Source organism: Pelagibacterium sp., from assembly GCF_965249125.1.
Classification (GTDB): domain Bacteria; phylum Pseudomonadota; class Alphaproteobacteria; order Rhizobiales; family Devosiaceae; genus Pelagibacterium.
Genome location: NZ_OZ252217.1, coordinates 67,492 through 80,319, shown reverse-complemented (window position 1 = coordinate 80,319; position 12,828 = coordinate 67,492). Strand labels below are relative to the sequence as shown.

Sequence of the window (12,828 nt, the reverse complement as noted above, 5' to 3'; positions counted from 1 at the left end):
CTGACCCTAGCCCAATTGTGTTATGCGGCAGCTCTTGGCGGGAACCGCTGCGTCGCTCCTTCGGTTGCAATCTTCCTGAGCAAGCGGACCTATCTTGCCCGATTAGTCCCGGTTTCCCTCCGGCTGCGTGTCGGTCACATACCGGAAATCACAGTATTTGCCCCCACCAGCCAGAGTTTCGGTACGCTCCAGATGCCCTCCCCACATCTCGGCCAACGGGTAATCCAGATTACAGGCCGTGCCCTGGCAAAAATCACGCGCGTCCTCGGGCGGCAGCAAATTGTGGTGCAGTTCCTGATAGGGGCAACGGGTCACCAGAAACACCCCGCCGCGGTCGCTGTCGATCCAGCGTTTGCAATAGGATTTCGGGCCAAAGGGGAAAACATCCATGATCAGATGCGTGTCCCGTTTCAGCCGTTTGGCGGGATCGCGGGTGGTCAGCCGGACCAGCGCGTCCGGAACCATCATGACCCGCCGATAGATGATCCAGGCGGCATCGCCCACCAGTTCGATAGCGTAGTTCCGCGCCACGCCGCGATCAATAGCCGCCTGAATGGCGCTGATAATAAGCGCGCCATTCAGCAACCAAAGCCGTGCGCCTGCGTCGCGCTCATGCGGGATCTGGGCGGCGTGTGCCTCGAACCGGGTCCAGGCGTCTTTCAGAAGGTCGCGGATTTCAGCCTTGGTGAACCGCCCCTTGCTCATGTCTCCGCGCACACGGTTGCGCCCCAGAATGGCTGTCTTGGCCGCACCGCGCACAAGGGGCGCGAATGCAAGGCGGTAGAGCCGCTGGCGCGGCGTCATTTCAGCAAGGCGGGCCCGAATGCCCGCCCCCGGTCGGTAAAGGTCATCCAGCCCAGAACTGCACCGCCGATGGCGGACATCACGATGCCATTGACCGGCGCTGATGGTGTGACCGCCCCCCGACGGCAACTGTGTGCCAAGGTGGGTCTGCAACGATCCACAAAGGAGAGCGGTCATGTCGGAGATCATCATGGTCGGGCTCGACCTGGCGAAGAATGTGTTTCAGGCGCACGGTGCTGATGCCTCGGGGCGGGCAGTTCTGCGCAAGAAGTTGAGGCGGGATCAGGTGCTGGCCTTCTTTAGCCGGATGCAGCCCTGTGTTGTCGCGATGGAAGCCTGCGGCGGCGCCCACTTCTGGGGCCGCGAGATCGGCAAGCTGGGCCACGAGGTGCGGTTGATCCCGCCGGCCTATGTGAAGCCCTTCGTCAAGCGGCAGAAGAATGATGCGGCCGACGCTGAAGCGATCTGCGAAGCGGCCACGCGTCCGACGATGCGCTTCGTGCCGGTGAAGAGCGAAGAGACCCAAGGGGCCGCGATGGTCTTCCGCATCCGCGAGTTGCTGATCCGCCAGCGGACGCAGGCGATCAATGCGCTCCGGGGTCATCTGGGCGAGTTCGGCCAGATCGTGCCACAGGGGGCGGCGAACGCCGCGCGTTTGATCGCAATTGTCGAGGACCCGGACAGCGGACTGCCCGCCGATGCCATTGCAACGTTGAAGGTGCTGGTCGGAGCCCTCACCCATCTGGAGACGGAGATTGACAAGCTCGATGCCGAGATCGCGCGGCGCGCCAAGGAGAACGAGGTCGCCCGCCGACTGATGACCGTGCCGGGGATCGGGCCGTTGATCGCCACGGCCATCGCGGTCCTCGCGCCGCCACCCGAGACGTTCCGGAAGGCGCGCGACTTTGCGGCGTGGCTCGGCTTGACGCCCCGCCAGCATTCCACCGGGGGCAAGCAGCGCCTCGGGGCCACGACGAAGATGGGCGAGCGCTCCCTGAGGCGGCTGCTGATCATCGGCGCCAACAGCGTCATCATCAAGCGGCACGTCCATGCCGCGGCCCGGCCGGGCACCTGGCTGGGCGGGATGCTGACGCGCAAGCCGCCGATGCTTGTGCGGGTGGCGCTGGCGAACAAGATGGCGCGGATCGTCTGGGCCCTGATGGCCCGGGGTGGCGTCTACAAGTCTCCGGCCTCGGCGGCATAAGCCGACCAGCGGTCGCGAGGACGTCGGAGCGGAAGAGGGCAAGGAGCAGTTTGGCGCAACAGTCGTGAGACGGGATCGGGAGAACCAGTGTGCAACAGAGTGCCACCGAGCACGCGGCTTTGATCTGGGCCCGATCTTCGAACACCATGCGGGCCCGCGGCAAGACGACGGCCGCATCAGAGGCCGGATACATGTCAGCACCCGGTGACGCGTCTAAAGAAGCTCTGAAGATTTCTCTTGCGCAAGGGGCGGTTATACATGTTGCACAAATCGGGGTCTGAGCGTGGTTCCCCTTTCCCCGGACGGACCTATCCTACGGCCACAGTGACGGGTATGCCGAGCGCGGTGTAGCCGTTCAGCACGGCGATGCGAACTTGCAGCTCGGCGACCTGGCGGTCGAAGTCTCGGGCCATGAGGGATTGGCCGAGCAGCTTGATGCAGTTCATCTTGCTCTCGACCCGGCTCCGGCGGTGGTAGCCAGACCATCTTCGCCAGATGGCGCGACCCAAATATTTGGACGCGCGCAGTGCCTCATTGCGGGCGATGGCTCCGGGGCTCGTCGGTTTCCAAGGCTTGGCGTTCTTGCGGGGCGGGATGATCGCAGCGGCACAACGAGCAGCGATTGCCTCGTGGCACTTGCGTGTGTCGTAGGCGCCATCTGCCGTCACGGAACCGATCTCTTCGTCAGACGGGATTTGGTCAAGGAGATCTGGCAGGATGGGCGCATCGCCAATGTTGCTGCCGGTGACTTCGACGGCCCGGACTTCCAATGTTTCCTCGTCGATACCGATGTGCACCTTGCGCCAGATGCGCCGTTTGGCTCCGCCGTGCTTGCGGGCGTTCCACTCACCTTCGCCTTCGGCCTTGATGCCGGTGCTGTCGATCAGCAGGTTCAGCGGGCCCGTGCCGCCGCGATACGGGATCGCCACATTCAGCGTCTTTTGGCGGCGGCACAGGGTGCTGAAGTCCGGCACTCGCCAATCCAACCCGACCAGCCGCAGGAGGCTCTGAACGAACCCGGTCGTTTGTCTCAGCGGCATGCCAAAGAGCACCTTCATTGTCAGGCACGTTTGGATCGCTTCATCGCTGAAGCTCGGCTGCCGCCCACGCTTCCCGCTCGGCGGCGGCTTCCACATCATGTCGGGATTGAACCAGATCGTCAGCGATCCGCGCTGACACAGTGCTTCATTGTAAGCCGACCAGTTCGTGGTCTTATACTTCGTAGGGGCCCAACTGCTCATACCTTCCAGCTATCACGCTGGATTCACGCAGTGAATCCCTCACCCGATTTGCGCAACAAGGCCGTTCGTGAGCGCAACTGACGGCGATATTTCATTTCACCCACTGGATGTTGCCGAAGCGATTTCGTGCCAAAGCGAACGCAAGCGCTTACTTGATGTCACGCATTCGACGGTGGTGCCAGCAGGCATGTTTAGAGGCGGGAAAGACGTCTATAGTTGCTGCGAATGAAACAAAAGGAACATAGACTTGCCTCTCTCTATTGGCTTATCCCTGTCCGCATTTCTGGTGACGGCGGTGATGCATCTGACCACCCTGAAGTGGTGCAGTGGTGGGATGGCCAGCATTCCAATGCGGCCCTCCATCCGCGTCCTCGCGGTTCTGACTCTGCTGTTCACTGCCCATATGTTGCAAATTGGCGTGTTCGCTGTCGCCTTTGCCTTGGCCGAGCGCTGGTTGAACCTGGGCGCATTTGCGGGTGAGACCATCGCGGCTCCCCTCGATTACTACTATTTTTCGGCAATAACCTACACCTCGCTCGGAATAGGAGACATTTTTCCTACCGGGCACCTGCGGTTTCTGACGGGCGTCGAGGCGCTGATCGGTCTGTTGCTGATCGCGTGGTCCGCCTCCTTCCTCTACGCGATGATGAACCGCCTCTGGGTCTGGCAGCCCTGCGTGCGTCCGGACGGAACATCGCAGGACATGTCAGGACGTACGCCTGCGCGCGACTGCCAGCAGGGCAACACTGGCGAGGATGGCGGACATGCTTGAGCCCAAAATGACGGCGATCTTTGCCGAATCCGCGCGTGCGGGATCATCCAGCGCGGCGGTGACGATGAACAGGCTCATCGTGAAACCGATGCCTGCGAAAAGTGCGGCGCGCAGGGTATCGCGCAACGATGTCCCAGACGGCAAACTGCCCAGACCCGCCCACAGTGCAAGGCCGGTTCCCAATGCGACACCCAACGGCTTTCCGATAACAAGGCCCAGGGCAATGCCCGCAGCGACCGTATCTGTCGTCCAGTTCGCGGACGCATTGGTCAGCGGCACCCCGGCATTGAAGAAGGCAAGGATCGGAACGACGATGAACAGGGCCAGAGGTGCGACGCGATGCTCGACCTGTGCGACGGCGCTCAGTCTGAAAGCCGACAGCGGCAGCGCCAGACCGATGATCGCCCCCGCGATGGCCCCTTCCAGCCCGGACCCAATCAGCCCGGACCACAGCAATGTGCCCGCAACGAGATAGAGCTTGGTGGCCTCGCTCGCGCGCCGGTTCAGAGCCCAGAGACCGCCAAGCCCGACCGCGATGAGGGCCAGCGACCAGCCGAACTCGGCCTCGCCGTAGAACAGTGCAATGACCAGCACGGCGCCCAGATCGTCAAAGATCGCAACCGCCGTGACGAAGGCCAGAAGGCCCACGGACACCGCCGATCCGAGGAACGACATCAGGCCCAGCACCAAAACCACATCCGTCGCAATCGGAATCGCCCAGCCGGGCATCGCTTCGGGGTCGCCTGCATTGAACGCCAGATAAATCGCCACCGGCACCACCATGCCGCCGAACGCCGCAATGGCCGGCAAGGTGGCGCGCCCCCGCGCCGCCAGAACGCCCGACGTCATCTCTTGTTTGGTGTGCAAGCCGATGTGAAAAAAGAAGACGACCAGAAGGCCCTGATTGATCCAGTCGATCAGCGGGGCGTCGATCACAACGGGCGCGATGCCCAGCCGCAGCGGATAGTGATGGATGAAGTCGTAAACGCCCGACAGCGGTGAATTGGCCGCACCCATGCCCAGGGCGATCGCGACGAGCATGGCGATGCCTGCACGCCGTCCTTCGTGCGATTGCCGGGTTTCAACCGCTGACATCAGTGCTCATGCGCTGCTTCCGGTGCCATCCATCGCGACAGGTAAACACGTTCAAGGACAAAGACAGTGGCAATGCCGATGGCGGCATAAAGCACGATGGCCGGATCGCTTTGAAGTTTCATCGCAGTGAAGGCGACAAGTACCACGGCGTCGAAAGCAAGTGCCAAAAGAAGAATTGTTGGCGCTGCTCCAACCTCTTTCCGTCGGAAATGGAACACACCCCAATGCACAATCATATCCATGATGAGATAGAAGAATGCTCCCAGAGAGGCGATCCTGCCCAGATCGAAGAACACCGCCAGCGCCGAGGCAATCACAACCGTATAGACCAGCATGTGGCGCTGAATGGCCCCGGTCATACCAAAGTGGCTGTGCGGGATCATCTCCATATCCGTCAGCATGGTCAGCATCCGCGACACCGCGAAAACGCTGGCCAACACGCCGGATGCCGTGGCCACGGCCGCCAACACGACCGTCAAGTAAAAGCCCACCTGCCCAAGTGCGGGCTCAGCCGCCTGGGCCAGCGAATAGTCGCGCGCGGCGATGATTTCGTCGATTGTCAGGCTCGCGCCTACGCCAAAGGCCACAAGCAAGTAGACCACCACGCAGATCCCGATGGACAGCATGATAGTGCGGCCCACATTCCTGTGGGGATCGGTGATTTCGCCGCCGCTGTTGGTGATCGTGGTGAAGCCCTTGAAGGCAAGGATCGCCAGTGCGACAGAGGCGATGAAGCCTGTCACTCCAAAGGTCTCGGCCGTTTCTGACGCGGCGGCGAACTGAAACCCGCTTGACCAGAGTGCTGCGATACCGAACAGCGCGATGCCCCCGATCTTGATCGCCGCCATGATTAGAGAGAATAGCCCGACGGAGCGGTTTCCTGCGATGTTGACCAAGAATGCGAACACGATCACGGCAACCGCCAGAACGGGCACAAGTGGCCCACCCGTGATATCGAAAGGCCGCAAGACATAAGTTGCGAATGTCCGTGCGACGAGGCTTTCCGCGATCACCATGCTGAGCGCCATCAAAAGCGCCGCTCCCGCCGCAACCGCCCCCGATCCATAGCATTTCTGAAGGATCATCGCGATGCCCCCTGCCGAGGGCCAGGCGTTCGACATCTTGATGTAGCTGTAAGCGCTGAAGCTGGTCACGATGGCACCAGCGATGAACGCGAGTGGAAATAGTGGTCCAGCCAGCTGGGCGATTTGTCCGGTCAGGGCAAAGATACCGGCTCCGATCATAACGCCCGTGCCCATGGCAACAGCTCCGCCAAGGCTGATCGAGCCTTCGCGGTAGCCGTCGTTTACATCGTGGTTTTTATCGTGTTTCTGCATTTCGATCTGCCTTGGTTGCTATTTAGCCCGGATTATTCATGAAAGGGTGGCGAGGGTAGCGTACCCATCTGGAAAGACGTAGTTTTAAGGTGTCCGATCCAAAAAAACCGCAGTTTCCAGGAGCCGCCCCTCACCATGGCAAAAGCTACATCTTTGCGGCCCGCGTTGTCACCCGTGAATGGCAAACCAATCCTGCTTGATTTTGATGGTGCAGATATGAGCTCCGATGCCGGGCTGACGCTCTTGCGGGAGATCGAGCGCCGGGATGGGTTGGCGGGTCTGCTGGCATCCTGCCTCACGGACCTACGCGATCCGGGCAAGGTTCGGCATCGCCTGGAGGAGATCATCCGTTTCCGGATCATGATGATTGCCGCCGGATATGAGGATGGCAATGACGCCACCGATTTGCGCCATGACCCCAGCTTCAAGCTGGCTCTGGAACGCGGCCCCGAGACCGGGGCGGCGCTGTGCTCGCAACCGACGATCTCGCGGATGGAAAACCTTGCCGACACCCGGTCCCTGATCCGTATGGGCCGGGAATTGATCCGGTTTTACTGCCAGTCATTTGACCGGGCGCCCCGGCAGATCGTGCTCGATATCGACGATACGTTCGACGCGGTGCATGGCCACCAGCAGTTGCGCCTGTTCAACTCCTACTATGACGAATACGGCTTCCAACCCATCGTGGTCTTTGACGGGACCGGGCGGCTGGTCGGGGCCTTGCTGCGCCCGGCACGCCGCCCCAAGGGGAAAGAAAGCGCGGCTCACATTCGGCGCTTGATCCGGCAGATCCGCCGCCATTGGCCCACGACCGGGATCCTGCTGCGGGCGGACAGCCATTACTGCACCCCGGAGGTTCTGGACCTGTGTGACAGGCTGGGTCTGCGCTACGTGCTGGGATTGTCGAAGAATGCCCGCCTGCAGGAGCGCGTGCAGACCCTGGAGGCTTCGACGGCGGAGCGGTATGCGCGCAAGGGTCAGAAGCTGCGCCGGTTCAAGACTTTCTCCTATGCGGCCGGGTCCTGGTCGAAAGCGCGCCGGGTGATCGCGCGCATCGAAGTTGGCCCGCAGGGGCGGGACACCCGTTACATTGTCACCAACCTCGAAGGCGGTCGCGGCAAGCATCTGTACGAGAAGATCTACTCTGCCCGCGGCCAGGCCGAAAACCACATCAAAGCCTGGAAAAACCACCTCGCTTCGGACCGGACATCCTGCTCGAAAGCCAACGCCAACCAGATGCGGCTCATGCAGCACGGCTGCGCGTACTGGATCTGGTGGAAGCTCCGCGCCGCCTGCCCGAAGCGCTCTCCTTGGCGACATGCCCAGTTCGACACGCTGCGCCTGCATCTGGTCAAGCTGGCCGCCACCATCGTTGAAAAGAAGACCCGGATCACCGTGACGCTGCCAGCGTCCTGTCCCCGCCAGAAGCTGATCCGCCTGCTGTTCGATGCTCTCGCGCCACCAGGACTTGCCCGACGCTGAACGCGCCCCGCAAACCCCGAAACCTCAACCGGCACAGCCCAAGATCAAGTCAACGACCGGTGTGAAAAGCCGGACGCCGATGCCGCTTGCCCGTGTACGATTAGGAGACGCGGAGCACACCGTTCGAGGTCGAATCCAAGGATTCATGAATTGTTGGGGCTAGTTGCCCAATCGGCAAAAGCCGGTTCATTCGCTCGGTAGAGGGCGGCCCGATCCGCGATCTGGGGGCGCTCGGGACTAGGCGGGGCGGGGATTTTCGTTTCCTTGCGGGTCATCCTCATATTCTCCAGTTTCCGGAGTAGCGTTCCGGTTTGCGCTCAGGACGAAAGCCGACAGATCCTTTCCTACGATCCGGTCTTGTCCGAACTTGCGTGATCAAGGTTCCTTCAAGGCCGAAAGGGTCGTTTCGCTCAGGATGTCGACAATTCCGATCACGTTCGTTGAATGGGGTATGGTGTCGGTGGATATGATCCCTGCCGCACCTGCCGACATGATGGTGTCCTGCGCGCCATCGGCAAAGACCGCGTGGATGACAAGGCAGACAGGCGCGGCGGTTCCAGCCGCAAGCAACCTTTCGACGGCGCGTGCCATCGTGACGCCGGAAGATGCGATGTCGTCGAGGATCACTGGCGTGCCTTCGCGCAGCGCCGCGCTTTCGGGGACACTGACATCGACACTGCGGTCACCGGATCTCACCTTGCGCAAGACTTCGTAAGGCCGTCCGGCCAGCCGGGCCACCTCGGCGACCCATTGCTGGCTTTCGCTGTCAGGGCCTAGAAGAACGGCGTCTGGCAGGTTCGTGCTGATCCAGGTCGCAAGCAGCGGGGCGGATACGGCGCGCATCGCCGGCATCGGGAAGACATCCTGCAGCCGCGCGATGCGGTGCAGATGCGGATCGACGGTCACCAGCCAATCGAAACTCTCCCCCAGGAACTGCGCGAACAGCGGCGCGCTGACCGCCTGCCTGGCTTCGAACCGGCGGTCCTGACGCATGTAGCCGAGATAGGGCGCGATCAATCCGACGCGGCGCGCGCCCATCTCACGGGCCGTGGCCGCCGCAAAACGCAATGGTAGCGCAAGGCGGTCGGGATCTCGCAACGTGGCCAGCAGCACCACGTCTGCGCCCTCCAGATCGCCGGGCAGCGAGATCAGGCTTTCGCCATCGGGGAAGTGGTGCCAGTCTAGCACGCGCGGTTCCGCGCCCAGTGCCGGTGCAAGGCGCTCGGCCAGCGGCATCATCTCGGGAAACGCGACAAGGATCATGACGCCTCCCCGGACAGCGTCAGCACCCCGGTCTGGGACTCCGCATAGGCCAAGGCATAGGCCAGTTCGCCTGGTGTCTCGGCATGAAGTTCATAAAGCGGCTGGCCCCTGTCCATACGATCACCGATCCGCGCCAGCAGGCGAATGCCGGCGCTCTTCTGACGCGGGGCACCGGCCAGCTTGGCGATGCGTGCAATCCGGCGGTTGTCCACGGCCGTCAATTCGCCCGCATGCGGGGCAAGTATCTCGATGCGTTGCGAGGCGGTGCCGGGTTCGCGGAAACCGCCCTGTGCCGCACAGATTGCTATGAACTTCGCTTCCGCCGCGCCACTGTCGAGAAGCGCCTGCGCGCGGTCCCGTCCCTGCCCCACAACGGCGTCCGGCGCTAGGTCCAGAAGATGCCCGGCCAGATCCAGCGCCCGTGCGCGCAGATCGACAGGCGCGTCCGGCGCGCGCCGCAAAACCGCCAGCACGTCCATGGCTTCCAATGCCGGGCCGATGCCGCGTCCCACAGGAGCCATGCCGTCGCTGATGTGCAGCGCCAGGTTCAGACCCAACGCCTTGGCCACCGATGACAGCCGGGCACCGAGGGCTTCGGCGGCCCCGGCCGACCGCACCTTGGCCGTGGGTCCGACCGGCAGGTCGATCAGAACGTGCGTGGCACCGGCCGCCGCCTTTTTCGACAGCACGCTGGCCACCAGCTGACCGGTGGAGTCGAAATCGAGCGGGCGTTCGACACGGATGAAGTGATCGTCGGCGGGGCTGAGCGCGAGCCCGCCGCCCCAGACGATGCAGCCGCCTTCTGCTTCGACCACCCGGCGCAGCGCATCACCGTCAAGAACGACCGGTGCCATGACCTCCATCGTGTCGGCTGTCCCCGCCGGCGAGGTTATCGCACGGCTCGACGTCTTGGGGATCAGATGCCCCGCCGCCGCGACGATGGCGACGACGATCGGCGTCGTCCGGTTGCCCGGCAATCCGCCGACGCAATGTTTGTCGAGAACGGCCCGGTCCCCCCAGTCGAGCATCTGCCCGGCATCCCTCATGGCGCGGGTCAAGGCCACGGTCTCGGCCTCATCCAGCCTGTCGCCCGCACAGGCGGTTACGAAGGCGGCAAGCTCGAGATCCGATAGCCGGTTGTCGAGCGTGTCGCTGACGATCGCCGCGAACCCGGCCTGATCCAGTCTCTCGCCATAGGCTTTCGCCCGGATCATCGACGCCGAAGCGGGCGGTTCAGGGTGCGAGAACGCGGCCCTGTCCCCTGCCTGCGCTCCAAGGGCCGCCCAGGCGGAAGACGACAATGCCGCCTCGTCCACGGCAAGCCATGCCCCGCGGGCGATCACATTCAGGGTCGCGATGATCCAGCGGTCATTCAGATCGATGCGTACACGGGTCTGGGCGGCAAACCCTTCCGCGCGGCAGACATGGCAATCTTCATGCATGTAGACGACCGGCTGCCGGTAGGTGTCGATGCCGGAGGGGACAAGCGCAAGCGTATCGGTCATCGCGGCCGGTCCAGATAGACGGATTCGAGATGCTCCGGGACGCGCACGGGTCGCCCAAGTTCATGTTCGACGCGGAACCGCAGTGTGTCCGATGCGTCTGGGTTCCCGTGGGTCAGATAAGTCATCTCCGGGGCGGGATCGGCGGACATCCAGCGCAGGATTTCATCGGCATCGGCGTGCCCGGAAAAGGAATTTAGCTGAACCACTTCGGCCTCGATCGGGAACTCGCGCCCGAACATGCGCAATGTCCGAGCGCCCCCGGCCAGCGCCGCGCCGCGCGTGCCACCGGCCTGGAAACCGGACAGCAGGATTGTATTCCGCCGATCGCCGCCGAAGCTGGCCAGATGGTGCAGGATACGCCCCCCGGTCAGCATTCCGCTGGCGGAGACGATGATCATCGGGCCCTGGCGGGTGTTCAGCTCCTTGGATTGCTCGACCGTGTTTACCCTCTTGGCGATCTCGAACATCGCCACGCAGTCTTCGCGGCTGACGTGATGTTCGTCGTGGTGGCGGTGATAGATCTCGGTTGCGTCCACCGCCATCGGGCTGTTGAGGAATACTGGCACGTAGGGAATATCGCCGCGCTCCATCAATCGCGCAATGTGCAGCATCAGCCCCTGCGCCCGTCCGACCGCGAAGGACGGGATCAGCACCGTGCCGCCGCGGGCAAAGGTGCGTTTCAGGACCGGGGCCAGCTCGGCCTCGGGGTCCGTATCGGGATGGGCCCGGTTGCCATAGGTGGATTCGCAGACCAGCACATCGGCCCCGCCGAACGGTCTTGGCGGTCGCATCAGCGGATCGGTCTCGTGGCCCAGATCGCCGCTGAAATGAATAACCCTGCCGCCGACCTCAAGCCGGATCTGGGCCGCCCCAAGAAGATGCCCGGCCGGAATGAAGCTGGCCGCGATGCCGTCGCCCAGTTCGATCCTCTGATCGAAAGGGTGCGGATCAAGGCGATCCAGCGCAGCCTTTGCATCCTTGAGCGTGTAGAGTGGTCTTGGGTTCTTGTGTTTGGAATACCCCTTTCTGGCGGCATAGCGCGCCTCTTCTTGCTGGATATGGCCGCTGTCGGGAAGAATGAGTCCGCACAGTTCCGCCGTTGCCTCGGTGCAAAGAACCCGCCCGCGAAACCCCGCCCGGATCAGCGCGGGCAGATATCCTGAATGGTCCAGATGGGCATGGGTGAGCAGCACGGTGTCGATGGTGTTGACGCGCACAGGGAACGGTTTGCGATTGCGCGTACGCAACTGCTTGAAGCCCTGGAACAGGCCGCAATCGATCAGGATGCGCCGTCCCATGGCCTCGATCAGGTAGCGCGATCCTGTCACCGTTCCGGCGGCACCGAGAAAGCGCAGTTTCGGACGTGCGGTCGGGATCATGCCCCTGCTCCCCTGCCCGCGATGGCGTTGTAGAGCCCGCCAAAGATCAGCGCGGCGTACCATCCGTAAAGAAAGCTCTCGATCAGGCCGATGGCGAAGCCCAATGGCGTCAGCCAGACGAAACCGGGCAGCAGACCGGACCAGACCTCGTACATCGCGTAGCCGGGAAAGATCAGATCGAAGGCGATACACACAAGGTAGGTCAGAGCCAGAAACAGGCTCAGCGCCCAGCCCAGCGGTACGATGGGAAGAAACGTGCGCCCTGTCCCGTCATTCGCGCCCATGACGCAGGCCCCGCACGTCATGCGCAGGGCCAGGAAAAGGATCGCCGCGACGGCGGTGAAATAGAGGATGGGCATCATGGCGTGTTCCTTTCTTGTCGATGATCAAACTGGATCGCGAACGCCGTTGCCGGTCGGCACCTTGCAAGGATGGGTGCGCAACCGGCGCAAAACGCCCATCCTGCGAGGCATAGTCAGTTCTGACCGCAGCAGCAGCCGGATTTGACCGGTTTTGCCTTTGCGGGTTCCGCGACCTGCGGTTCGACATTTGCCTTCGGCTGCGCATCGGTCTTGCCACCGCAACATCCGCCCTGCTTCTGCTTGGCCGCGTCTTGTGTCTGCGAAGTTGAACGGTCGTCCATCTGGACCTCCTTTTGTTTGGCTTCGTTCTAAAGACGCGGCCCGACGAAAAACATTACAAGGATTGGCAACCTGTCGGGCTTCGTTGGCAAAGGAAAATCTGTA

General features: G+C 62.7%; 12 protein-coding genes. 3 read left to right on the top strand and 9 right to left on the bottom strand.

Translation table 11 applies throughout. From position 1 onward, the window contains the following. Positions 1 to 102: 102 nt before the first annotated feature. The gene (locus tag ACP148_RS00385; protein ID WP_425032996.1) at positions 103 to 981 is read right to left on the bottom strand and encodes an L-2-amino-thiazoline-4-carboxylic acid hydrolase; all 879 of its coding nucleotides are present in this window, start codon (positions 979 to 981) and stop codon (positions 103 to 105) included. Here ACP148_RS00385 and ACP148_RS00380 point away from each other — a divergent pair. Next, a complete protein-coding gene (locus ACP148_RS00380; RefSeq protein WP_421950126.1) occupies positions 980 to 2,008 on the top strand; it encodes an IS110 family transposase in 1,029 nt (342 codons plus the stop codon). The genes ACP148_RS00385 and ACP148_RS00380 overlap by 2 nt on opposite strands. A 308-nt stretch (positions 2,009 to 2,316) precedes the next feature. Here the strand turns inward: ACP148_RS00380 and ACP148_RS00375 are convergent, their stop codons facing one another. Continuing rightward, entirely contained in the window at positions 2,317 to 3,249 is a 933-nt protein-coding gene (locus ACP148_RS00375) for an IS5 family transposase (protein ID WP_185926669.1), read from the bottom strand. A gap of 247 nt (positions 3,250 to 3,496) precedes the next feature. Between ACP148_RS00375 and ACP148_RS00370 the strand changes: the two genes are divergently transcribed. After that, entirely contained in the window at positions 3,497 to 4,021 is a 525-nt protein-coding gene (locus tag ACP148_RS00370) for a potassium channel family protein (RefSeq protein ID WP_209006419.1), read from the top strand. On the opposite strand, the gene nhaA is transcribed toward ACP148_RS00370, so the two are convergent. Next, positions 3,956 to 5,116, bottom strand: coding sequence for a Na+/H+ antiporter NhaA (gene nhaA, locus ACP148_RS00365; RefSeq protein ID WP_185926671.1), 1,161 nt, complete (start codon positions 5,114 to 5,116; stop codon positions 3,956 to 3,958). The genes ACP148_RS00370 and nhaA overlap by 66 nt on opposite strands. Beyond that, positions 5,116 to 6,453, bottom strand: coding sequence for an APC family permease (locus ACP148_RS00360; protein WP_185926672.1), 1,338 nt, complete (start codon positions 6,451 to 6,453; stop codon positions 5,116 to 5,118). Before ACP148_RS00360 ends, nhaA begins: the two co-directional genes overlap by 1 nt. A gap of 135 nt (positions 6,454 to 6,588) precedes the next feature. Between ACP148_RS00360 and ACP148_RS00355 the strand changes: the two genes are divergently transcribed. Further along, positions 6,589 to 7,935 (top strand): IS1380 family transposase, encoded by a 1,347-nt coding sequence (locus ACP148_RS00355; protein ID WP_185926673.1) that lies wholly within the window; start codon positions 6,589 to 6,591, stop codon positions 7,933 to 7,935. 375 nt (positions 7,936 to 8,310) lie between these two features. Here ACP148_RS00355 and ACP148_RS00350 read toward each other — a convergent pair whose 3' ends face one another. The 5 genes from ACP148_RS00350 to ACP148_RS00330 form a co-directional block, all read right to left on the bottom strand. Continuing rightward, positions 8,311 to 9,198: a ribose-phosphate diphosphokinase gene (locus ACP148_RS00350; RefSeq protein ID WP_185926674.1), complete on the bottom strand. Its 888-nt coding sequence runs from the start codon at positions 9,196 to 9,198 to the stop codon at positions 8,311 to 8,313. Then, positions 9,195 to 10,703 (bottom strand): thymidine phosphorylase family protein, encoded by a 1,509-nt coding sequence (locus tag ACP148_RS00345; RefSeq protein ID WP_185926675.1) that lies wholly within the window; start codon positions 10,701 to 10,703, stop codon positions 9,195 to 9,197. The genes ACP148_RS00350 and ACP148_RS00345 overlap by 4 nt, the downstream gene beginning before the upstream one ends. After that, positions 10,700 to 12,082 carry an MBL fold metallo-hydrolase gene (locus ACP148_RS00340; protein ID WP_185926676.1) on the bottom strand — a complete coding sequence of 461 codons (1,383 nt, stop codon included), beginning with the start codon at positions 12,080 to 12,082 and terminating at the stop codon, positions 10,700 to 10,702. The genes ACP148_RS00345 and ACP148_RS00340 overlap by 4 nt, the downstream gene beginning before the upstream one ends. Then, positions 12,079 to 12,444: a DUF5676 family membrane protein gene (locus ACP148_RS00335; protein WP_185926677.1), complete on the bottom strand. Its 366-nt coding sequence runs from the start codon at positions 12,442 to 12,444 to the stop codon at positions 12,079 to 12,081. The genes ACP148_RS00340 and ACP148_RS00335 overlap by 4 nt, the downstream gene beginning before the upstream one ends. Before the next feature lie 113 nt (positions 12,445 to 12,557). Then, positions 12,558 to 12,725, bottom strand: coding sequence for a hypothetical protein (locus tag ACP148_RS00330; RefSeq protein ID WP_185926678.1), 168 nt, complete (start codon positions 12,723 to 12,725; stop codon positions 12,558 to 12,560). Positions 12,726 to 12,828 lie beyond the last annotated feature (103 nt).